The 21,497-nt window shown below is 70.1% G+C and carries 19 protein-coding genes; 8 read left to right on the plus strand and 11 right to left on the minus strand.

The annotated features are described in order from the left end of the window. Positions 1-7 precede the first annotated feature (7 nt). Positions 8-832 carry an NAD(P)H-binding protein gene (locus tag ABEA43_RS33180; RefSeq protein ID WP_345568022.1) on the plus strand — a complete coding sequence of 275 codons (825 nt, stop codon included), beginning with the start codon at positions 8-10 and terminating at the stop codon, positions 830-832. Here ABEA43_RS33180 and ABEA43_RS33185 read toward each other — a convergent pair. The 4 genes from ABEA43_RS33185 to ABEA43_RS33200 all read right to left on the minus strand — a co-directional run bounded on the left by ABEA43_RS33185 (position 825) and on the right by ABEA43_RS33200 (position 3,648). Next, positions 825-1,046, minus strand: a complete 222-nt coding sequence (locus tag ABEA43_RS33185) for a hypothetical protein (RefSeq protein WP_345568025.1) — start codon at positions 1,044-1,046, stop codon at positions 825-827. The two genes, ABEA43_RS33180 and ABEA43_RS33185, sit on opposite strands and share 8 nt — an antisense overlap. A 30-nt stretch (positions 1,047-1,076) precedes the next feature. Continuing rightward, on the minus strand, positions 1,077-1,832 hold the full coding sequence (locus ABEA43_RS33190) for a sulfite exporter TauE/SafE family protein (protein ID WP_345568027.1): 756 nt from the start codon (positions 1,830-1,832) through the stop codon (positions 1,077-1,079). Between the two features lie 9 nt (positions 1,833-1,841). Continuing rightward, complete coding sequence (locus ABEA43_RS33195; RefSeq protein WP_345568029.1) at positions 1,842-2,762, minus strand: SPFH domain-containing protein; 921 nt, start codon at positions 2,760-2,762, stop codon at positions 1,842-1,844. Positions 2,763-2,859: 97 nt separating this feature from the next. Further along, positions 2,860-3,648 (minus strand): ABC transporter ATP-binding protein, encoded by a 789-nt coding sequence (locus tag ABEA43_RS33200; protein WP_345568031.1) that lies wholly within the window; start codon positions 3,646-3,648, stop codon positions 2,860-2,862. A 68-nt stretch (positions 3,649-3,716) separates the two neighbouring features. Here ABEA43_RS33200 and ABEA43_RS33205 point away from each other — a divergent pair, with 68 nt between their 5' ends. Next, complete coding sequence (locus tag ABEA43_RS33205; RefSeq protein ID WP_345568033.1) at positions 3,717-4,436, plus strand: hypothetical protein; 720 nt, start codon at positions 3,717-3,719, stop codon at positions 4,434-4,436. A 40-nt stretch (positions 4,437-4,476) separates the two neighbouring features. On the opposite strand, the gene ABEA43_RS33210 is transcribed toward ABEA43_RS33205, so the two are convergent. After that, a complete protein-coding gene (locus tag ABEA43_RS33210; protein ID WP_345568035.1) occupies positions 4,477-7,215 on the minus strand; it encodes a protein kinase domain-containing protein in 2,739 nt (912 codons plus the stop codon). A gap of 228 nt (positions 7,216-7,443) precedes the next feature. On the opposite strand from ABEA43_RS33210, the gene ABEA43_RS33215 reads away from it, so the two are divergent. Further along, positions 7,444-8,100 carry a hypothetical protein gene (locus ABEA43_RS33215; RefSeq protein WP_345568038.1) on the plus strand — a complete coding sequence of 219 codons (657 nt, stop codon included), beginning with the start codon at positions 7,444-7,446 and terminating at the stop codon, positions 8,098-8,100. 4 nt (positions 8,101-8,104) lie between these two features. Here the strand turns inward: ABEA43_RS33215 and ABEA43_RS33220 are convergent, their stop codons facing one another. Both ABEA43_RS33220 and ABEA43_RS33225 read right to left on the minus strand, forming a co-directional pair. Continuing rightward, positions 8,105-8,713, minus strand: a complete 609-nt coding sequence (locus tag ABEA43_RS33220) for a response regulator (RefSeq protein ID WP_345568040.1) — start codon at positions 8,711-8,713, stop codon at positions 8,105-8,107. Continuing rightward, positions 8,710-9,849: a GAF domain-containing sensor histidine kinase gene (locus ABEA43_RS33225; protein WP_345568042.1), complete on the minus strand. Its 1,140-nt coding sequence runs from the start codon at positions 9,847-9,849 to the stop codon at positions 8,710-8,712. Before ABEA43_RS33225 ends, ABEA43_RS33220 begins: the two co-directional genes overlap by 4 nt. 94 nt (positions 9,850-9,943) lie before the next feature. On the opposite strand from ABEA43_RS33225, the gene ABEA43_RS33230 reads away from it, so the two are divergent. The 4 genes from ABEA43_RS33230 (at position 9,944) to serB (ending at position 13,780) form a co-directional block, all read left to right on the plus strand. Beyond that, a complete protein-coding gene (locus ABEA43_RS33230; protein WP_345568044.1) occupies positions 9,944-10,600 on the plus strand; it encodes an SDR family oxidoreductase in 657 nt (218 codons plus the stop codon). A gap of 128 nt (positions 10,601-10,728) precedes the next feature. Beyond that, entirely contained in the window at positions 10,729-11,739 is a 1,011-nt protein-coding gene (locus tag ABEA43_RS33235; RefSeq protein WP_345568045.1) for an S-adenosylmethionine:tRNA ribosyltransferase-isomerase, read from the plus strand. A gap of 100 nt (positions 11,740-11,839) precedes the next feature. Continuing rightward, the gene (locus tag ABEA43_RS33240; RefSeq protein ID WP_345568047.1) at positions 11,840-12,394 is read left to right on the plus strand and encodes a hypothetical protein; all 555 of its coding nucleotides are present in this window, start codon (positions 11,840-11,842) and stop codon (positions 12,392-12,394) included. Positions 12,395-12,559: 165 nt separating this feature from the next. Beyond that, positions 12,560-13,780 carry a phosphoserine phosphatase SerB gene (serB, locus tag ABEA43_RS33245; protein WP_345568049.1) on the plus strand — a complete coding sequence of 407 codons (1,221 nt, stop codon included), beginning with the start codon at positions 12,560-12,562 and terminating at the stop codon, positions 13,778-13,780. 137 nt (positions 13,781-13,917) lie between these two features. Here the strand turns inward: serB and ABEA43_RS33250 are convergent, their stop codons facing one another. From ABEA43_RS33250 to ABEA43_RS33265, 4 genes are all read right to left on the minus strand, one after another. Next, on the minus strand, positions 13,918-14,385 hold the full coding sequence (locus ABEA43_RS33250; RefSeq protein WP_345568051.1) for a SixA phosphatase family protein: 468 nt from the start codon (positions 14,383-14,385) through the stop codon (positions 13,918-13,920). Between the two features lie 276 nt (positions 14,386-14,661). After that, positions 14,662-16,980 carry a sodium-translocating pyrophosphatase gene (locus ABEA43_RS33255; RefSeq protein ID WP_345568053.1) on the minus strand — a complete coding sequence of 773 codons (2,319 nt, stop codon included), beginning with the start codon at positions 16,978-16,980 and terminating at the stop codon, positions 14,662-14,664. A gap of 784 nt (positions 16,981-17,764) precedes the next feature. Continuing rightward, the gene (locus ABEA43_RS33260; protein ID WP_345568055.1) at positions 17,765-18,184 is read right to left on the minus strand and encodes an ATP-binding protein; all 420 of its coding nucleotides are present in this window, start codon (positions 18,182-18,184) and stop codon (positions 17,765-17,767) included. A 1-nt stretch (position 18,185) separates the two neighbouring features. Next, positions 18,186-18,536: an STAS domain-containing protein gene (locus ABEA43_RS33265; protein WP_043629845.1), complete on the minus strand. Its 351-nt coding sequence runs from the start codon at positions 18,534-18,536 to the stop codon at positions 18,186-18,188. Between the two features lie 409 nt (positions 18,537-18,945). On the opposite strand from ABEA43_RS33265, the gene ABEA43_RS33270 reads away from it, so the two are divergent. After that, entirely contained in the window at positions 18,946-21,483 is a 2,538-nt protein-coding gene (locus ABEA43_RS33270) for a DEAD/DEAH box helicase (RefSeq protein WP_425570394.1), read from the plus strand. Positions 21,484-21,497: the final 14 nt, after the last annotated feature.

The raw sequence follows: 21,497 nt of genomic DNA on the forward strand, positions 1-21,497 counted from the left end.
TCGGGTCATGGGCAAGATTCTGGTGACCGGCGCGACCGGCAATGTCGGCAGGCATGTGACGTCCCAGCTCGCGGAGGCTGGGCTGGAGGTAAGGGCATTCGTCAGGGATCCCGGTAAGGCGGGCCTGACCGTGGAGACCGCACGCGGCGACCTGAACGCGCCCGAGACGCTTGAGCCCGCGCTGGAGGATGTCGAAAGCGTCTTCCTGCTCTGGCCGAGCTTCTCGACGGGCGTGGCGGACAAGGTGGTCGCGGCGATCGCCGAGCGCGCGCGGCGCGTGGTGTACCTGTCCGCGAGCGTGCCCGGCGGCGGGGAGCCGTCGATGCACTACGGGGAGATCGAGCGGCTGATCCGGCGCTCCGGGCTCGGCTGGACGTTCCTGCGGCCCGGCGGGTTCGCGGCCAACACGCTGGGCTGGGCGGATCAGGTCAGGCAGGGCGTGGTGCGCTGGCCGTACGGGCAGGCCGCCAGGTCGCTGATCCACGAGAAGGACATCGCGGCGGTGGCCGTGCACGTGCTGACCTCCGCGGGGCACAACGGGGCCGCCTACCCCCTCACCGGGCCCGAGCAGCTCACCCAGGCCGAGCAGGTACGCCAGATCGGCGAGGCGGTCGGGCGCGAGGTGCGGTGGGAGGAGCAGCCGCTGGACGAGGCGCGTGAGCGGCTGCTGGCCGCCTGGGGCGATCCGGGATTCGTGGAGAGCGCGCTGGAGACGTGGGGGCGTTTCGTGACCGAGCCCGAGCCGGTGACCGGCACGGTGGAGCAGCTGCTCGGCCGGCCGGCGCTGACCTTCCGCCAGTGGGCGGAGGATCACGCCGCCGACTTCAGCTGACCTCGTCGGCGGGGTGCTCGACGAGGGCGAGGATGCGGCTGGACATGAACCTGGCCGTGCGGACCGGCGATCCGCTCCGGGTGACCTCGCTCACCTCCACGAGCCCCCGCCTGGTGGCCACCTCGACCCGCCGACCGGCGCGGGTGGCCCTGATCTCGTAGGTACGCGGCGATCCTCCCGCGTCGATGACGATCTCGACCCGATCACCCTTCATGTACGGATTTATACCCAGAAGACCAATAACTTATCCGTACACCAGTACGATAATCGCCGCAATTCCCACGCAGACGATGACCCCGCGCAGCACCGGAGCAGGGATGCGCCGCCCCAGCCGCGCGCCGGCGAACCCGCCCGCCACCGCCCCCGAGGCCACCCCGGCGACGACCTGCCAGTCCACGTCCGCGACCACGATGAACAACGCGGCGGCCACCCCGTTGACGATCAGCGCGAGGACGTTCTTGGCGGCGTTCACCCGCTGGAGGTGGTCGTCGAGGAAGCTGCCGAGCAGGCCGATCAGCAGCACGCCCTGGGCCGCGCCGAAGTAGCCGCCGTAGACGCCCGCGGCCAGCACGCCCAGCCACAGCGCCGCGCCTCCGTGCGGGTGCGCGTGCTCGCGCCGCGCGGCCAGCCAGGCGTTGAGCCTGGGCTGCACCAGGACCAGCACGCAGGCCACCAGGATCAGCGCGACCACGACGACCTCGAAGACGTCAGGGTCCAGGAACAGCAGCAGGATCCCGCCGATCACCGCTCCGATGCCCGAGGCCAGGCCCAGGCGCAGCAGGCGCTCGCGCTGTCCCGTGAGCTCGGTTCGGTAGCCGTACGCGGCGGTGAAGGAGCCGGGGACGAGGCCGACGGTGTTGGAGACGTTCGCGGTGACGGGATCGACGCCGAGCGCCACCAGCGTGGGGAACGTGATCAGCGAGCCCGACCCGACGACCGCGTTGATGCCGCCGGCCACCACCCCGGCCGCGCAGATCGCGGCCAGTTCCCACCCCGTCAAGAAGCCTCCTCAGGCGTCCGGGCTCTTGGGGGGTGTGAAGAGGCCGCCCAGGTTTTCCAGGACCTTGCCCATCTCCGATGGGATGATCCAGATCTTATTGGCATCGCCCTTGGCGATCTCGGGCAGGGTCTGCAGGTACTGGTAGGCGAGCAGATGCTGGTCCGGCTTGCCGTCGTGGATGGCCCTGAAGACCATGCCGATCGCGTCCGCCTGCCCCTTGGCGCGCATGGCCTGGGCCTCGGCCTCCGCCTGGGCGCGCAGCACGGCCGCCTCCGCCTCGCCGCGTGCCCGCAGCACCGACGCCTGCTGCTCGCCCTCCGCCGCCAGGATCGCCGCCTGCCGCTGCCCCTCGGCGGTCAGCACCGCGGCGCGCTTGTCGCGGTCGGCGCGCATCTGCTTCTCCATCGAGTCCTGGATGGAGGCGGGCGGGTCGATGGCCTTGAGCTCGACCCTGTTGACGCGGATCCCCCACTTGCCCGTCGCCTCGTCGAGCACGCCGCGCAGCGCCGTGTTGATGTCCTCGCGGGAGGTCAGCGTGTGTTCGAGATCCATGCCGCCGACCACGTTGCGCAGCGTGGTGACCGTGAGCTGCTCGACGCCGATCAGGAAGTTCGCGATCTCGTACGTGGCCGCCTTCGGGTTGGTGACCTGGAAGTAGATGACGGTGTCGATGGACACGACCAGGTTGTCGGAGGTGATCACCGGCTGCGGCGGGAACGACACCACCTGCTCCCGCAGGTCGATCATGTCCTTGATGCGGTCGATGAAGGGCACCACGAGGTTCAGCCCGGGGGTGAGCGTCCGGTGGTAGCGGCCCAGGCGCTCGATGATGGCGGCCGTGGCCTGCGGAATGATGCGGATCGTCCGTGCCAGCCCGAAACCCACCGCCGCGACCACGACTAGGGCGACGATGAGCTGTTGGGTGGTCATGACGACGCTCCGAAGCCGAGGGAACCGACTTCGTAGATGCTATTGGTTTGGCCGCTCTTTCAGGGGCTGAGCGGCTTTTATCCGCATAAATGGTGATCTAGTGAGCGCGGGCGTACCAGCGGCCCTCGGCGCTCCTCTCCAGTGTCAGCGGGACCCCGAACGTGTGGGACAGGTTTTCGGACGTCATCACGTGCTCCAGCGGCCCCTGGGACACCACGGAGCCGTGCCGCAGCAGCACCCCGTGCGTGAAGCCGCTCGGCACCTCCTCCACGTGATGCGTCACCAGCACCAGCGTCGGCGAACGGAAGTCGCCCGCCAGCGCCGACAGCCGGCGCACCAGGTCTTCGCGCCCGCCCAGGTCGAGGCCCGCCGCGGGCTCGTCGAGCAGGAGCATCTCGGGGTCGGGCATGAGCGCGCGAGCGATCTGCACCCGCTTGCGCTCGCCCTCGGACAGCGTGCCGAAACGCCGCCTGATCAGGTGGGCCGCGCCCATCATGTCGATCAGCTCGACGGCCCTGGTCACGTCGTTGGAGTCGTACTCCTCGGTCCAGCGGCCCATGATCGCGTAGGAGGCGGTGAGCACGAGGTCGATGACCTTTTCCTCGGGCGGGATCCGCTCGGCCAGCGCGGCGCTCGCCAGCCCGATCCGCGGCCGCAGGTCGAACACGTCCGCCTGCCCCAGCCGCTCCCCGAGAACCTCGACCACGCCCTCACTCGGATAGAGCAACGTGGCCGCGACCTGCAGCAACGTGGTTTTGCCTGCACCGTTGGGACCGATGACGACCCACCGCTCGTCCTCGTTGACCGTCCAGTCGATGCCGCGCAACAGGGCCGCTCCGTCGCGCCTGACGGCGACGTCCTGGAGCCGCAGCACCTGACCACCCATCCCCGATCCCTCCTTAGGAGTCACCCTCTGGACAAACCTATTGCAGGGCGAGCGCTTATCGTGGATCGGTGCGCCCTGAATCACCTGTCTGTCCCCTGCTGGTCGCCTGGGGGAACGCGTGGCTGACCGGTCACGTCGGCCTCGACGAGGCGGCTGACCACGTGGAAGCCGCCGCGGGACCCACCGTCGCGGGCGACCTTCCGCTGCGTAAATACCTGGCAAACCTGCGCTCCGAGGGGCTGCGCGAGCTGCGCCTCGCCCTGCCCGCGCCCGGCGACCCGCTGGGGCTGTCGGGGCCCGCCGTGTTCAACTCGGCCGCGGTGGACGTCGGCCAGGCCGCCATCGTCGTGCTCCAGGACCGCAACCTCGGGCTGGTGCCCGAGCCTGACCTGCGCGGGTCCTCCTATGTCGGTGTACGCCTGGACGTGCACGACTCCGGTCCCGTACGCCATGACCTGCCCTCGCTGGCCGAGGCGGAGCGGGAGCTGTCGTCCGCCATCCGATCGGCCACCGAGGCGCTGACCTCCGTGGACGGGCCCGCGCAGGAGCGTCCTGACCGGCTCGGGCAGCATGGGGGCGAGCTGGCGCCCGGCTATCCCGCACGGGCGCACCGCGTCTCCACGCTGGCCGCGCGGCTGGCCGGCGTGGTGCGGCTGGCCGACGAGCGCGGGCTCACGTCGGGGCAGGTCGCGACGCGGGCGGTGGCGCTGCGCGAGCTCGACCGCGCGGTGCGGCGGGCGCTCGTGGCCGCCCACCACGCGATCTTCGAGCCCCTCAGGAGCCAATAGCCGCGCCCTCGGTGCCGTCTTCTCGGTCTTCTCGGTCCTCTCAGGAGCCGATGGCTGTGTCCTTCGTCTTCCAGAGCCTGACGAGTTTGTCCTTGCCCGCCGAGACGATGGCCGTGCCGTCGTCCAGGGGGACGATGCCGACCGCGTACACGCCGCTCTTGTGGGCTTTGACCGGTTTGCCGAGCGCCTTGCGGGTCTCCGGGTCCCAGAGCCTGATCGTGCCGTCGGTGCTGCCGGACAGCAGCACCGGGCGGCCGTTCACGGAGCCGAAGGACAGCGAGTAGATGATCTTCTTGTGGCCGGACATGGTGCCGAGGGTCTTGCCGTTCTTCGGATCCCAGATCCGGATTTTTCCGTCTTTGCCGCCTGAGGCCACGACCTGCTTGCCGCCCACCTTGGCCACCGCCACCGAGTAGACGCCCCTCGAATGCCCCTTGTACGTCTTGCCGTACGCCTTGCGCTTGGCCAGGTCCCACATCCGCAGGGTCTCGTCCTCGCCGGCCGAGATGGCGATCGCGCGGTCGCCGAGGTGGGTGGCTGTGAGCCAGTTCACCGGCTTGCGGTGGGCCCTGATGCTCCTGCCCGTGGCCTTGCGCTTCTTCAGGTCCCAGAATCGCAGCCAGCCCTTGGCGTCGCCGGTGACCGCGACGTACTTGCCTTTCACCTTGGTGAGCGCGACCGAGTAGACGGCGTCGCCGTGCCAGCCGAGCACCTTGCCCTTGCGGGTCTTGAGGTTCCACAGGCGCACGCTGCCGTCGTAGCCGCCGGAGACGGCCATCGGGGTCTTGCCGACCATCATGCAGGCGACGGCGTAGACCTCCTCGCTGTGGCCCTTCAGCGTGGCCAGGGACTTGTGCTTGGCGAGGTCCCAGAGGCGCAGGCGGCCGTCCTGGCCACCGGTGACCAGCCAGGTCTTGTCGCCCATGGGGACGGCGGAGAGCGTCTGCACGCCCTTCGTGTGGCCCTTGAGCGACTTGCCGTCCTGTTTGCCCAGGGCTGGGACGGTCTGTTGCAGGGGCTGGTCCTGGGTGGGTGTGGGGGCCGGGGTGCCGGTGATGGTGGTGGGCGTGGGGGCCGCGGTCGTGGAGCCGGTCTGCGCGTCCGTCGGGGAGCCCGTGGGCGGGCCCGTCGGGGAGCCGGTCTGTGTGCCCGTGGGCGGGCTCGTCGCGGTGGTCGACGTGGTCGCCTGGGTGAGGGTCCCGTCGGTCTGCGGCGTCGTGCCGAACATCGTCGGGCCCGCGTACAGCACGCCGCCGGCCAGGGTCAGGGCCACCACGAGCGTGCCCGCCACCATGGCCGCGCGCCTGCGCCTGGCCTTGACCTCGGCGGGGCGTTCCTCGGTCGGCGTGTGCTTGAAGAAGGCGTCGTTGCCGCTGTGGCCGCCCTGCTCGGGTGGTGCCGGGGTGCGCCTCTGCCGCCCTTGCGGGGGCGGGTAGGGGGCCGGGCTCAAGGGGTACGGCGGCGGCTGCTGTCCCGCCGGTCCCTGCGGCGGCCGCGACTGGGGGTGCTGCGACGGCGGCGCCTGCCGGGGTGGCGGGGCTTGGGGGCGTGAGGGCTGAGGCGCGGAGGTCTGGGGGTGCTGGTGCTGGGGTGGCGGGGTCTGGGGGTGGGGCTGCCGGGGCACGTAGGGGGCGGCGGGCGGCTGCGGCGGCACGTACGGCGAGGTTCCCGGCCTGGCCGTGGGCGGCGGGACGGCGGGCGCCGGCGGCGGTACGTACGGGTCGCCGGACGGGCTGGCCCAGCCCGAACTCGTGGACGCCGGACGGCCGTCGGGATTCGCCCAGCCCGAGCCACCGGAGCCGGGCGGCCCGGACGGCGTCTGGAACCCCTGCGGACCGGAGGGCGTTCCCGAGCCGTGCGGACCCGAGGGCGTCCCAGAGCCGGGCGGCCCGGACGGCGATCCGGAGCCGTGCGGATCCGAGGGCGTTCCCGAGCCGTGCGGACCGGGAAGTGGTGGGGGGCTGTCTTCGGCGGCGAGCTGGGAGCCGGTGCTGAGAGCGCCTTCGTCGTCCAGCGCCGGCGCCTCCCCCTGGTGCTCCAGCAGGGCGAACAGCGCATCCGCCGCCGTAGGCCGGTCCTCGGCCCGCTTGCTCAGGCACGACTGCACGATCGGCCGCAGCGGGTCGGGGATGGCCGACACGTCCGGCTCCTCGTTCATCACCCGGTAGATGACCGCCGGCAGGCTGTCCTGGCCGAAGGCGGGCCGGCCCGTGGCGGCGTACACCATGGTGAGCGCCCAGCTGAACATGTCGCTGGCCGGACCCACGCGCTCGGCCGAGATCTGCTCCGGAGACATGTACGCGGGCGTCCCCACGACCCCGCTGCTGATCGTCATCGCCGAGTCCAGCGCCCTGGCGATGCCGAAGTCGATCACGCGCGGCCCGTCGGTCCCGAGCAGCACGTTGCTCGGCTTGAAGTCCCTGTGGACGATCCCGGCGCGGTGGATGGCGGTCAGGGCGGTGACCGTGCCGACGGCCAGGCGGTAGAGCGCCCCGCCCGCGCGCGGCCCCTCCCGCTGCACCACGAGCTGCAGCGAGACCCCGTCCACCAGCTCGCTGACGATGTAGAGCTGCTCGCCGTCCATGTTCGCGCCGAGAACCTGGGCGGTGCAGAACTGGGCGACCCGCCGCGCGGCGGCCACCTCGCGCATGAATCGTTCGGAGTCGAGGCCGGGCTTGTCCAGGCGGGTGTTCAGCAGTTTGATGGCGACAAAACGCCCATCGGGCGATTCCCCTTTGTAAACAACCCCCTGCGCCCCTTTGCCCAGACGTCCGAGCAACCGGTATATCCCCAGCGACTGAGGGTCACCCGGTTGTAAGGGGTGCGTTTCCGGCACCTGGTCCTCCCCCTTGTGCTAGACCCCCGATCACAAGCGTGGTAGACCCGCACAATCAACCGCAAGCCATCCCAGGTCACGAAAGATCATCGCTCTTTGCGAAAAATTTGCCCTCCGCAATAATCGTGGAGATGATCGGGGATTTCCAGCACCGTACGGGGAGCCGTCACCATGCGTAGAAGCCTCAGCCTGTTGTTAGCCGGTGGTCTCGCCGCCGCGCCCCTGGTCGCACCGACCCAGGCCGGCGCCGTCACCGCCACCGGCCCGGTCGCGCGGACCGCCTCGATCAAGATTGCGCCGTATTCGAGTTTCAAGATCTCGGTCAAACACAGCAGCCGCACCAAGCGCAGCGGCAAGATCACGTACAGCGTCCAGGCGAAGAACCTGGGCCCCCATTACGCCGACTATTACTGGATGGGCGGCGAGGTGCCCAAGGGCGTCGTGCCCAAGCTGCGCTGGGGCGGCCCGAAGGGCACCAAGTGCACCTGGGAGGGCCGCTGGTTCTGGTGCTGGGGCCCGCTGCGACTGGAGAAGGGCAAGACCGACTGGCTGAAGTTCCAGGTGACGCTGAAGAAGGGCACCAAGGGCGTCGCCAAGGCCCGGGTCGGCGTGATGTCGTTCGACGTCGACCAGGGCATGGAGAACATCGACGAGGAAGAGCTCAAGCGCCTCGGCATCAAGGGCTACTACTGGCTCAAGACGGCCAAGACGCGGATCGTCAGCCCGCCGCCGCGCCGGACGAACCGGACCTGGACCCCGCCCCCCGTGGTCAAGGAGTACAACCCGCCGTCCAGCCACGAGGAGTCCAACAAGAAGAAGGACACCTGACCGGTCAGCCCAGGCCGTGACGTACGGCGTACAGGGCGGCCTGGGTGCGGTCCTGGACGCCCAGCTTCATCAGCACGTTGGAGACGTGGGTCTTGACGGTCTTCTCCGCGACGGTCAGGCTCCGCGCGATCTCCCTGTTGGACCGGCCGGCCGCGATCAGCGCGAGCACCTCACGCTCGCGCTCGGTCAGCGGCATCGGCCCGGCGCCGGCCGGGGCCAGCATCGCCTCGGCCGCCTCGGGCGCCAGCAGCACCTGCCCGCCGTGGACCGCGCGCACGGCCTGGACCAGCGCGTTGGGGTCGACGTCCTTGTAGAGGAACCCCGACGCGCCCGCCCGCATCGCCGGGCCGACGTCCGAGCGGTCGCTGACGGAGGTCAGCACGACCACCCTGGTCGCGGAGCCGGTCAGCCGCTCCAGCGCGCCGAGCCCATCGAGCACCGGCATCTTCAGGTCCAGCAGCAGCACGTCGGGCGTCAGCTCCCCGACCAGCGCCACGGCCTGCTCCCCGTCGCTCGCCTCGCCGACGACCGTGATGTCGTCCTGCAGATCGAGGAACGTACGCAGGCCCTGCCGCACCACCGGATGATCGTCGGCGATCAGCACCCGGATCAAACGCCCACCTCCACGCGTACCGTGGTCCCTTCGCCGCGCGCCGAGCGGACGGTCATGACGCCGCCGACCGACTCCGCCCTGTCACGCATGGACACCAGGCCGAGGCCGCGCGACTCCGCCTGTTCGAAACCGTCGCCGTCGTCGCGGACGGTCATGGTCAGCTTGCCATCCTCGTAGGCGAGGCCGACGGAGACCCGGGCGGCGTTCGAGTGCCTCAGCGCGTTGTGCAGCGCCTCCTGGGCCACTCTCAGCACCGCCACCTCGACGGGCGGGTCGAGCGGCGGCAGTTCGTCGCACTCGAACGTGACCTCGGAGGCGTGCAGCCGGTCGAGCAGGCGCACGTGCTTGCGCAGCGTCTCGGCCAGCCCGTGCCGGTCGAGCTCGGCCGGGCGCAGCTCGACGATCACGGCCCGCAGCTCCGACAGCGCCTCGCCGGCCAGCCGCTGCACCCGCTCCAGCTCGACGGCGGCCTTGGCGGGAGCCGTCTCCAGCATGGTCGCGGCCGCCTGCGCGGTGAGCCTGAGCGAGAACAGCTTCTGCGTGACCGCGTCGTGCAGCTCGCGGGCCATCCGGTTGCGCTCCTCCAGCATGGCCAGCTCGCGCCCGCTCTCGTAGAGCCTGGCGTTGGCCAGCGCGATCGCGGCGTGCGCGGCGAACAGCGTGAGCAGGTCCTGGTCCTCCTGCGTGAAGCCGCCCTGCTTGCGCTTGTTGGCCAGGAAGATGATGCCGACCACCTGCTCGCCGTCGCGGATCGGGACGCCGAGGAAGTCCTTCATCACCGGGTGGGCCTTCGGCCACCACTCGAACCTCGGGTCCTCCCGCAGGTCGGGCAGCCTGGCCGGGGTCCCCTCGCGGAGCATCGCGCCGAGCATGCCATGCTGTCGGGGCAGCGGCCCGATCGCGTCCCACTGCTTGTCGGTGAGGCCCTCGGCGACGAACTCGGCGAACGACCCGTCGTCGTCGGGCACGCCGAGCGCGGCGTAGCGGGCGTCGAGCAGCCGCTGCGCCGAACGTACGATGACCTGCAGCACCTCGCGGACCGACAGGTGGCGGGTGACCGCGAGCACGGCGGAGCTCACCGCCTGCAGGATCTCGTCCCGATCGGGGCTCACGTCCGGGGTCGCGTCGGGGGCCACGGGACCCACTCTATGGTCCTAGGACGATGTGCCCAGGCCGAGGCGGGTCCTGGGCCCGATGTCAGCGGCACGCCGCGTTCCTACCGTCGGAACCATGACGAACATCGCACTCATCACCGGCGCTTCCCGCGGTCTCGGCCTCGCTCTGGCGAGGTCGCTGGCGGGCGCGGGCTGGAGCCTCGTACTCACCGCCCGCGGCGCGGCGGACCTGGAGCGGGTCGCGACCGAGCTGGGCGCCGTCGGGATCCCGGGAGACGTGACCGATCCTGCGCACGTCGAACGGCTGGCACGGGCGGCGCCCGAGCTGGACCTGCTGGTCAACAACGCCAGCGACCTCGGCGTGACCCCGCTGCCGCCGCTCGCGGGCTACCCGCTGGAGGCGTTCAGGGTGCTGCTGGAGACGAACGTGACCGCCCCGCTCGCCCTCCTCCAGGCCACGCTGCCCGCGCTGCGGGCCGCGCGCGGAGCCGTCGTGAACGTCACGTCGGACGCCGCCACGGGCGCGTACGAGGGCTGGGGCGGGTACGGGGCCACCAAGGCGGCGCTGGAGCAGCTCTCCAACGTGCTGTCGGCCGAGGAGCCCGAGCTGCGCGTCTGGCGGGTCGATCCGGGCGAGATGAACACCCGCATGCTCGCCGACGCCGTGGGGGCCGGGGAGGCCGCGGGCGCCGCCGACCCGGCCAAGGTGGCCGCGACCCTGCACGACCTGGTCAACGCCCGCCCGGCCAGCGGCAGAGTGAGCCTGCAATGACCGCGACGACCACCACCGGCAGCGCATCATCCGCGGTGGCCGGCTCGGCACCCGGGACCGCCGGCTCGACATCCGGAAGCACTGGCTCGGCGCCCGGGACCGCTGGCTCGGCGTCTGGGGTGAGCGCCGTGACGACGGGCGCGCTGGATTTCGTGCTTCCGCCCGGCTTGTCGGCTCGCGAGCCGGCCGAGGCCCGAGGGCTGCCCAGGGACGGGGTGCGCCTGATGGTCTCGCGCGGCGACCTGGCTCCCACGCACCACCGCTTCAGCGACCTGCCGGGCCTGCTCGACCCCGGCGACCTGATCGTGGTGAACAACTCCGCGACCCTCCCGGCGGCCGTCCGGCTGGACCGGCTGGCCGTGCACTTCTCCACCGCCAGGCAGGATGGCACGTGGCTGGTCGAGCTGCGCCGCCGTACCTCGAAGGCGTCAGAACCGTACACGGGGGGCGAGCCCGGCGAGTGGCTGCCGCTGCCGGGGCGCGCCACGCTGCGCCTGCTCGGGCGCGAGACGCCGCGGCTGTGGCGGGCGCGGCTGGATCGCGAGGTGGAGCCGTACCTGCGGGCGTACGGGGCGCCGATCCGGTATTCGTACGTGGAGCGGGACTGGCCGATCGACGACTACCAGACGGTGTTCGCGACCGTGCCGGGGAGCGCGGAGATGCCGAGCGCGGCCAGGCCGTTCACCGCGGACCTGGTGACCGCCCTCGTGGCGCGCGGGATCGGGATCGCGCCGATCACCCTGCACACCGGGGTCGCCTCGCCGGAGAAGGACGAGCCGCCCTACGCCGAACGGTACGAGGTGCCCGAGGCCACCGCGCGGCTGGTGAACCTGGCCGGCCAGAACGGCGACCGGGTGATCGCGGCGGGCACGACCGTCGTACGGGCGCTGGAGACGGCCGTGGGCGCGGACGGGAGCGTGGTCCCCGCGGCCGGGTGGACCGGGCACATCGTCACCCCGGAGCGCGGCGTCCGGGCCGTGTCCGGGCTGATCACGGGGCTGCACGAGCCGCGTTCCAGCCATCTGATGATGCTGAGCGCGATCGCGGGGGAAAACGCGCTGGTTCAGGCGTACGAGGCGGCGCTGCGGGAGGGATATCTGTGGCACGAGTTCGGCGACACGCACCTGATTCTGAAGTAATGGACTTTACATAGATTTTGCTTACGTGATAGGAACAGCCGACATTTACGGGGGCTTGTTCTTGTGCGTCCCCGTGCCACTTCCTCCCCGGAGACGTTGAATGCGCAACTCCCTTCCTAAGGTCGCGTCGCTCGCTTTGCTGGCAGGCGCCCTGCTGCTCCCGGCTGTTCCCGCCTCCGCCGCCACTGTCACCGCCAAGACCGCGGCCGTCATGGACGACCCCTTCTCCGCCTTTGCGGTTCAGGTGAAGGCGCCCAAGACGGCCAAGGCCGGCGGCAAGCTGAAGTACACCATCCACGCCGTCAACAAGGGCCCGCACCCCGCGGACGCCTACTTCGTCGGCGGCCAGTTCCCCAAGGACGTCGATCTGCGGAGGATCCACTACAGCACGAGCGTCGTCGGCACCGAGTGCTTCCTTGATGGCCGTGCCTTCTTCTGTTTCCTGCCGAAGATCCTGAAGAAGGATGAAGCGGTCACCATGACCTTCGAGCCGAAGCTGAAGAAGAACGCCAAGGGCACGCAGAAGGCGACGCTCGGCGTGGTCTCCTACGACGTCCAGACCGGCATGGAGAACATGAGCAAGGAAGAGCTCGACCGGCTCGGCATCCCCGAGCATGGTTACGCGAAGACCGTCAAGACCAAGGTCGTCCGCTAGGCAAATCCGCGAAACGGCCTGTCCCCACGGCCTGTGACCAGGCTTTTCCGTGGACAGGCAGGCCGATGAGCGGGTTTCCCGCCGGAGTTCACGGCCTGCCGCGCCCGTGTCCGAATGCCCACCTGCTTCGCGAGCATCGGACCGGGCGCAGTACCGTGACTGAATGTGGACCAGCGCACCCTCCTCGTCACCCTGACCGGCCCCGACCGTCCGGGCGTCACTTCGCGGCTCTTCTCCGTCCTGTCCGGCTTCCCGGTCACGGTCGCGGACATCGAGCAGGTCGTCATCAGAGGCCGCCTCACACTCGGCGTGCTCGTCGCCTACGCCGGCGGCCCCTCGACCGGCACCGGCACCACGCTCGGCGCCATGTGGACCGCCGTCGAACGCGTGGCCGAGGACCTGGGCATGGAGGTGGAGCTGTCCACCGGGTCCCAGGCCAAGGAGCAGCGCCGCCGCGGCCGCCTGTCGGTCAGCGTGCTCGGCGCCACGCTGCAGCCCGCCGCGATCGCGGGCATCGCCGGGCGCATCGCCGCCGCCGGCGCGAACATCGACCGCATCGAACGTCTCGCCCAGTGGCCCGTCACCTGCATCGAGCTGTCCGTATCCGGCGCCGACCCCACCGCCCTGCGCGTGGAGCTGGCCGCCGAGGCCGCCGCCCAGGAGGTGGACGTGGCGGTGCAGCGCACCGGCCTGTCCCGGCGGGCCAAGCGGCTGATCGTCATGGACGTCGACTCCACCCTCATCCAGGGCGAGGTCATCGAGCTGCTGGCGGCGCACGCGGGCTGTCTGGAGGAGGTCGCCAGGGTCACCGAGCAGGCCATGCGCGGCGAGCTCGACTTCGCCGAGTCGCTGCGGCGGCGCGTGGCGCTGCTGGAGGGGCTGCCGGCGGAGGTCTTCGAGACGGTACGCGGGCAGGTCGTCCTGACGCCCGGGGCCCGTACGCTGGTCCGCACGCTCAAGCGGCTCGACTTCCGCTTCGCCATCGTCAGCGGGGGGTTCACGCAGATCACCGACGGGCTGGTGGAGGAGCTGGGGATCGACTACTCCGCCGCGAACGTCCTGGAGGTCATCGACGGGCGGCTGACCGGGCGGGTCGTGGGCGAGATCGTCGACCGGCCAGGGAAGGCCCGGGCGCTGGAGAGGTTCGCCAAAGAGGCCCATCTGCCGATCTCACAGACGGTGGCCATCGGCGACGGGGCGAACGACCTGGACATGATCGCGGCGGCCGGGCTGGGGATCGCGTTCAACGCCAAGCCGGTGGTGCGGCAGGCGGCCGACACGGCGGTCAACACGCCTTACCTGGACTCGATCCTTTACCTGCTGGGGATCTCGCGGGACGAGGTGGAGGCGGCGGACGCCGAGGACGGCGTACTGACCGCGGGGTGAAGGCCCGCCCTTGCACCCCGACTCTCCGCACCCCGGTCTGGTGAACCGGGGAACCTGCCGAGAGGGCGGCCGGGCTGTCCCTCCGGATCGGCGCTGACGGTCAGCTGTCCGTCATCTCGCCGGGTCGCCCCCGTCGCTCAGTCCTCTTTGGGGTCCCAGCGCGTGACCAGGCGGCCCTCGCCCGGCCCGAGGTCGGCCCAGGCGGAGCCCACCTCGATCACCGCGAAGGCGCCAGGACGGAACACATAGTCGCCGCCGGCCAGGCTCAGGGCCAGCTCATGGACGCCCGGGTTGTGCCCGCACAGCACCACGGTGCTCTGGCCGGGATCGGACCTTCGGACCAGCTCCAGCAGCTCCTCCGGATAGGCCTCGTAGATGTCGCGCTCATAGCTGATCTCCACCTCGGGGAAGGCGATCTCGGCCGTGCTCTTGGTCCTGAGCGCCGGCGAACAGAGCACCACGCCGGGGGTGAGCCCCGCCGCCCTGATCTCATCGCCCGCCCGCTTGGCATCCCGTTCGCCCCGTCCCGTCAGCGGCCGCTCCCGGTCGGCCAGGCCGGGGACCTGGGCAGCTTTGGCATGACGCAGCACAATCAAGGTCCGCACCAGATCATCCCGTCCTCGACGCCCAGATCGCCAGCCCGACGATCACGGCCAGGATGGCGATCATCGCCAGCAGAATGGCGCCCAGGGCCTTCCCGCCCGTGGGCTGCTTGTCGTCTTTCACGTGCCCAGTTTCCCATCGCGGGGCCGAGCCCTCACGACCGCCCGCCCCTCTACTCCCTGCACACGCAGAGACGCCCGCCCCTACGCAGGGGAGCGGGCGTCTCCGGTTATTGCCGTGTTTCCCGGGTCATACCGGGTCACCGGCGAAGTGCAGGATCACGACGCGACAGGCTCGTGCTCACGGTTGTTGTTGTTGCTGGCCGGCTCGCTCGTCGCCGACCGCCGCTTGGACACGACGATGGCGCCGACCACCACGGCCACCGACACCACGGTGATGCCGATGCGGATGACCGGGCTGCCCGCGTACAGGACCACGGCGGGGGCGACCAGCAGCGCCACCAGGTTCATGACCTTGATGAGCGGGTTGATGGCCGGACCGGCGGTGTCCTTGAACGGGTCACCGACGGTGTCGCCGATGATCGTCGCCTCGTGCGCCGGCGAACCCTTCCCGCCGTGGTGCCCGTCCTCGACCAGCTTCTTGGCGTTGTCCCAGGCACCGCCGGAGTTCGCCAGGAAGACGGCCATCAGGGTGCCGCAGGCGATGGCTCCGGCCAGGAACGCGCCCAGCGGCGCGTAGCCGAGTGCGAAGCCGACCGCGATCGGGGTCATGACCGCGAGCAGACCGGGCGTGGCCAGCTCGCGGAGCGAGTCACGGGTGCAGATGTCGACGACCCGCCCATAGTCCGGCAGCTCGGTGCCGTCCATGATGCCGGGCTTGCTGCGGAACTGCTCGCGTACCTCGAAGACCACGCGCATCGCGGCCCGGCCGACCGCCATGATCGCGAGCCCCGCGAAGAGGAACACGACCGCGGCACCGATGATCAGGCCGACCAGGACGTTCGGCTGATCGATGCCGAGGTTGAAGGTGGAGAAGGCGCCGAGCGCGGACTTGACCGACGCGCTCGCCACCGCCAGCTCGCCCTCCACGGCAGTACGGAAGGCGCCGAACAGCGCGGTCGCCGCCAGCACGGCCGTGGCGATGGCGATGCCCTTGGTGATGGCCTTGGTGGTGTTGCCGACCGCGTCGAGGCTGGTGAGCACGCGCGCGCCGTCGCCCTCGACGTCGCCCGACATCTCGGCGATGCCCTGGGCGTTGTCCGAGACCGGCCCGAAGGTGTCCATGGACACGATGACGCCGACCGTGGTCAGCAGACCGGTGCCCGCCAGCGCCACCGCGAACAGCGCGAGCGCCACGTTCCCGAACCCGAGCAGGAACGCGCCGTAGACCGCGGCACCGATGATCAGGGCGGAGTAGACGGCCGACTCCAGGCCGACGCTGATGCCGGCCAGGATGACGGTCGCCGGCCCGGTGGCCGAGCTCTCGCCGATCTCGCGCACGGGACGCCGGGTGGTCTCGGTGAAGTAGCCGGTCAGCAGCTGGATGGCACTGGCCAGCACCAGACCGATGAGCACCGCGCCGATCGCGATGAGCCGCGGGTCGGCGGTGGACTGCACAGTGGAGCCGGTCAGGCCGCTGAAGCTGCTGGGCAGGTACCAGAACGCCGCCGCCGCGACCAGGACGGCCGAGATGGCGGCCGAGATGAAGAAGCTGCGGTTGATGGCCGCCATGCCGCTGCGGTCGCGGTCGCGCATCCCGGTGATGAAGATGCCGATGATCGCCGTGACCACGCCGATCATGGGGACGATGAGGGGGAAGATCAGCCCCTGCTCGCCGAAGGCCACCTTGCCCAGGATGAGGCTGGCGACCAGCATGACGGCGTACGACTCGAAGAGGTCGGCCGCCATGCCCGCGCAGTCGCCTACGTTGTCGCCCACGTTGTCGGCGATGGTGGCGGCGTTGCGCGGGTCGTCCTCGGGGATGCCCTGCTCGACCTTGCCCACCAGGTCGGCGCCGACGTCGGCGGCCTTGGTGAAGATGCCGCCGCCGACTCGCATGAACATCGCCAGCAGCGCCGCCCCGAACCCGAAGCCTTCGAGCACGTGCGGCGCGTCGCCCTGGTAGACGAACACGACCACGGCCGCGCCGAGCAGGCCGAGGCCCACGGTGAACATCCCGGCCACGCCGCCGGTGCGGAACGCGATCCGCATGGCCTTCTTCTCGCCGGACTCGCTGGCCGCGGCGGCGACGCGGACGTTCCCGCGCACGGCCAGCCACATGCCGATGAACCCGGTCAGCGCGGAAAAGACCGCCCCGACGACGAAGAAGATGGATCGCCCGATGCGTACGTCAGCTTCTCCAGGTAGCAGGAGCAAGAGGAAAGGGATAATGACGACGAAGATCGCCAACGTGCGGAACTGCCGCGTGAGATACGCGGCCGCTCCTTCTTGTACGGCACGTGCGATGTTCTGCATACGCTCCGTGCCCTGGCCGGCGGACAGCACTTCACGCACCAGGCCGCCGGCGACGGCTAGGGCGATCAGTGCGACCGCGGCGACCACGATCACGATGGTGAGATTGTTAGCGCTCAGGGCCAGATTTGACGCTGGCTCCGCTGCCAGCATGTGCCTGCTCATGGTTCTCCTCGGCAAGACCGGTCGTCCTGCCCGGGTGGTGCTGCGGCATTCCTCGGCGGGTGTGTTGCGGCACCATCCGGGTTGTGGGTGCCGCTTCCGGTTGAATCCGCGTTCCGCCGGATCACCTTGGCCGGTGCCGGGAGTCTACGCAGGCACTCCGCGGATATGAAGGCTCTCGAGGCCGCTAATTGTGCACGCGTCTAGTAATCCCCTGACGGCGACCCGATTTGGGATCTGACAAGCGAAATTTCCCCGTGTTTACGGTCATGACAGCGCCCTATAACGGGCGGCCCGAAATCTGAGTGTCCAGGGCTGACATCGGGACCGGAAGGGTCGTGCGCGGAGCGTGGTCACTGCTGGGGTACTTGAGCCGCTTGCGCGATGCGAGATGGGCGAGCGACCTCTTCACTCCTCCCTCTCTCCTGTCTCCATCTCCTCAGTGGGCCTGTGGGGGCGGTGGAGGGCGCCTTGGCGGGTCTGGGCATGCCGAACGAAAGGCGGGGGACTTCGGGTGCCCAGGGTGCCGCTGGGGGCCTTGTGACCGTGAACGGAGGCCATGGTGCCCGTGCGCCGTGACGGCGGCCGACCATGTGCGGGTCAGCGGGCGTCTCCCTGGAGGTCCCCGGCCATGGTCGGCGGGAGGCGCCGACTTGGCTTGGCCGTACAAGATGGGGGGTTGCAGGGGGTGGTGCTGGGCGCCAGAGGGCGCCCAGCAGCGTGGCGAGTGCGTACGCGAGCCATCGACCATCACCCCCGCCGACCACGAGCAGGAACCGGTGGCGGTTCAGGTGCGGGCGGCGGCCGGCCAGCTCATCCGGATGTTCGTCCCCTTGGGGGTGGGGAACACCTCGACGTCGTCAGCCAGGCCTTCGATGACCGCGATCCCGAAGCCCGACATGAACGAGTCAGAGAGCATGCCCAGATCGAGCGGCTGTTCTTGTTTGATCTCGTCGCTGGGCGCCTGGTCGCTGACCGTGACCTCGAAACGCCCGGAATCGTCACGTAGCTCGATGCGGATGGGCTCGCCCGGACAGTGTGCGCGGTGCGCCTCGACTGCCCGAGAACAAGCTTCACCTACAGCGAGCCTGACTTCGTCCAGCAGGGACTCCTCCACGCCGGTGCGACGAGCGATCGCCGTCGCCACCAACCGGGCGGTCCGCACATGCGCGGGGAGGGCGCTGAACGTCAGCTCGACGGTAGCCATGCTACTTGTCTTTGCCGTGAGCTTCCTTGGCCTCGTCGACCGAAGCGTAGATCCCGAAGACCTTGGTCAGACCGGTGATCCGGAAGATCTTGAGGATACGCTCCTGGGTGCAGACCAGCTCGAGTGAGCCGTCGTGCGCGCGAACTCGCTTGAGCCCCCCGACCAGGACGCCGAGGCCCGTCGAGTCGAGGAAGTCGACCTTCTCCATGTTGACGAGAAGGTGGAAGTTGCCCTTGTTCACCAGGTCGATGAGGAGCTCACGCAATCTCGGCGCCGTGTAGACATCGATCTCACCTTCGACCTCCACGATGGTGAGTCGGTCTTCGGTGCGGTGATCCAACTTCAGATCCACAGATCCTCCAGCGCCTCGCCTGCGAAAGTACTCTCTTGGGCCTGGCAATCTGGGATGTGGCCCCAGACTGTCCGACCCCGACGCGCGGCATTCAACCACGCGTCTGGCTTGTGTCTATACGAAATCACGATTCCCGGCGACTTTGCCCATCGATGCAAGACTGGAAACAGTGACTTCCTCCGCATCCTCCCCACAACAGGCAGGTCCACTCCTCCACCACCTGCTCGGTGTTCCTGCACGTCACGAGCGTGTCACCCATGTGGAGCATGTTCCAGCACGTCAGGCCGGTCAAGCGAGTTGGCCCAAATGGGCCCCCGAACTCTTCGTTACGCGCTTGGCGAACCGTGGGGTGACAGGACTCTGGCCGCACCAGTACGAAGCCGCCGACCTGGCATTCCGTGGCCGAAACGTGATCATCTCCACCGGGACGGCGTCCGGGAAGTCGCTGGCCTACCTCACCCCCGCGGTTGCCTCCTGTCTCGACGGCGGCACGGTCCTGTATCTGACACCGACCAAGGCCCTGGCCGCCGACCAGCTCCGCGGCCTGCGTGAGCTGCGCATGACCCAAGTTCGGGCGGCCTGCTTCGACGGGGACACGCCTTTCGAGGAACGCACCTGGGTGCGCCAACACGCCAACTACGTACTGACTAATCCGGACATGCTCCACCGCAGCGTCCTCCCCCGGCATTCGCAGTGGTCGTCGTTCTTCCGCCGGCTGCGCATGGTCGTCGTGGATGAGTGCCACGGCTACCGCGGCGTCTTCGGCTCCCACGTCGCCCAGATCCTGCGCCGCCTGCGCCGGGTCTGCGCCCGATACGGCTCGCGGCCCACGTTCTTGCTCGCGTCGGCGACGGCCAGCGAGCCGGGGGTGTTCGCCATGAGGCTGACGGGGCTTGAGATGGACGAGGTGACCGCGGACGCCTCGCCCAAGGGGTCAACCACCATCGCGCTCTGGGAGCCGCCTCTGACGGAGTTGCGGGGCGAAGGAGGTGCCCCTGTGCGCAGGACGGCGACGGCTGAGGCGGCGGACCTGCTGGCCGACCTCGTTCTGGCCGACGTCCGCACGCTCGCCTTCGTACGTTCGCGGCGCGGAGCCGAAACGGTCGCGCTCTCCGCGCGGGCCAAACTCGCCGACGTCGCCTTCTCGCTGTCCACCCCCTTCTCAAGTCCGTCCGGTACGCCCGAGCACACCCCGTCGCTGTTCGCCACCGACGCCCCGCTCCCGGAGCAGCCCACCGGCGCTTCGTCCCCGGCCGGGACCGGCGAAGAGGCCCGCGCCCACTCCAGTACGTCGCGCCTTCCTGACACCGTCTCCACACCCGCGCCCGAAGCGGCCTCCCGCGAAGGCGGCCCCGGTACCCCCACAGAGCCGCGGACGGACACATCCAGCGAACAGGACATCGCGGACCCGACGAGCAGCAGCACAACCGATCAGGCAGAACCAGCCGACAGCCACACGCGCAGGTCAGACCCGGCGAACCAGGCCGATCGCCCCGCCCAGCCACCGGACACCACAGAACCGGCGGGCGGCCCGGGCCACCGATCCGAGGCGACCGCGCGAACCCCCGCCGCAGACAGCTCCCTCACCTGGGCCATCCCGGACCCTCCAGACTGGACCGATCTTCCGAACAAGATCGCCGCCTACCGGGCGGGATACCTGGCGGAGGACCGCAGGGTCCTGGAGAAGGCCCTGCGCGCAGGCACACTGATGGGCCTCGCCACCACGAACGCCCTCGAACTGGGCGTGGACGTCTCCGGCCTCGACGCCGTGCTGATCGCGGGCTGGCCGGGAACCCGGGCCTCCCTCTGGCAGCAGGCAGGCAGGGCCGGCCGCGACGGCCAGGACGCCCTCGCCGTGCTGATCGCCAGAGACGACCCGCTGGACACCTACCTCGTGCACCACCCCCAAGCCCTCTTCGGCCAGCCGGTGGAGGCGATCGTCCTCGACCCCGACAACCCGTACGTCCTGGGCCCCCACCTCTGCGCCGCGGCCGCCGAGATCCCGCTGACCGAGGACGACCTCCCCGTCTTCGGCGCCACCACCCCGGACGTACTCGCCGACCTGGTCACCCAGGGCCTGCTCAGAAAGCGTCCGGCAGGGTGGTTCTGGACCAGGCGCGAACGCGCCACCGACCTCGCCGACATCCGCGGCGGCGGAGGTGCGCCCATCCAGGTGGTGGAGTCGTCCACCGGCCGCCTGCTCGGCAGCGTGGACGAATCCTCCGCCCACACCACGGTCCACACAGGCGCGATCTATCTCCATCAGGGTGAGACCTTCCTGGTGGAGGTGCTCGACCTGGATGCCGGGGTGGCTCTGGTCGCCGCCGCCAATCCGGACTACTCCACGTTCGCGCGCGACATAACGGATATCTCCATCCTCGGCACCCAACGCTCCCAACCCCTCGGCCCAGGGACGCTCCACTTCGGCGAGGTAGAGGTGACCAGGCAGGTCGTCTCGTACCTCAAGAGGCGCCTCCAGTCGGGCGAGATGCTCGGCGACGAACCCCTTGACCTGCCGCCCCGCACCCTCCGCACCCGCGCAGTCTGGTGGACGTTGCCCGCCTCAGCGGTGACCCCGCTGGCCGAGGCGAACATCGACCTGGGCGGTGCCGCGCACGCCGCCGAACACGCCGCCATCGGCCTGCTCCCCTTGTTCGCCACTTGCGACCGCTGGGACATCGGCGGCGTCTCCACCGAACTGCACGCCGACACCGGCCTGCTCACCGTCTTCGTGTACGACGGCCACGAGGGAGGGGCCGGCTTCGCCGAACGCGGCTACGCCCGCGCCACGGACTGGCTCACGGCCACCCGCGAGACCATCGCCTCCTGTGAATGCGAACGCGGATGCCCGTCCTGCATCCAATCCCCGAAATGCGGCAACGGCAACGAGCCCTTGCACAAACGCGGCGCCATCCGCCTTCTCAACACGCTACTGGGCACCCAGTGAGGCTTTCATCTCCC

The organism is Nonomuraea rosea, from assembly GCF_039539705.1.
Lineage (GTDB): Bacteria > Actinomycetota > Actinomycetes > Streptosporangiales > Streptosporangiaceae > Nonomuraea > Nonomuraea rosea.

Excerpts from the sequence above, each read along its gene's own strand:
- ABEA43_RS33180 (WP_345568022.1), top strand. The coding sequence starts at position 8 with ATGGGCAAGATTCTGGTGACCGGCGCGACCGGCAATGTCGGCAGGCAT.
- ABEA43_RS33185 (WP_345568025.1), bottom strand. The coding sequence starts at position 1,046 with ATGAAGGGTGATCGGGTCGAGATCGTCATCGACGCGGGAGGATCGCCG.
- ABEA43_RS33195 (WP_345568029.1), bottom strand. The coding sequence starts at position 2,762 with ATGACCACCCAACAGCTCATCGTCGCCCTAGTCGTGGTCGCGGCGGTG.
- ABEA43_RS33200 (WP_345568031.1), bottom strand. The coding sequence starts at position 3,648 with ATGGGTGGTCAGGTGCTGCGGCTCCAGGACGTCGCCGTCAGGCGCGAC.
- ABEA43_RS33215 (WP_345568038.1), top strand. The coding sequence starts at position 7,444 with ATGCGTAGAAGCCTCAGCCTGTTGTTAGCCGGTGGTCTCGCCGCCGCG.
- ABEA43_RS33230 (WP_345568044.1), top strand. The coding sequence starts at position 9,944 with ATGACGAACATCGCACTCATCACCGGCGCTTCCCGCGGTCTCGGCCTC.
- ABEA43_RS33240 (WP_345568047.1), top strand. The coding sequence starts at position 11,840 with ATGCGCAACTCCCTTCCTAAGGTCGCGTCGCTCGCTTTGCTGGCAGGC.
- ABEA43_RS33255 (WP_345568053.1), bottom strand. The coding sequence starts at position 16,980 with ATGAGCAGGCACATGCTGGCAGCGGAGCCAGCGTCAAATCTGGCCCTG.
- ABEA43_RS33260 (WP_345568055.1), bottom strand. The coding sequence starts at position 18,184 with ATGGCTACCGTCGAGCTGACGTTCAGCGCCCTCCCCGCGCATGTGCGG.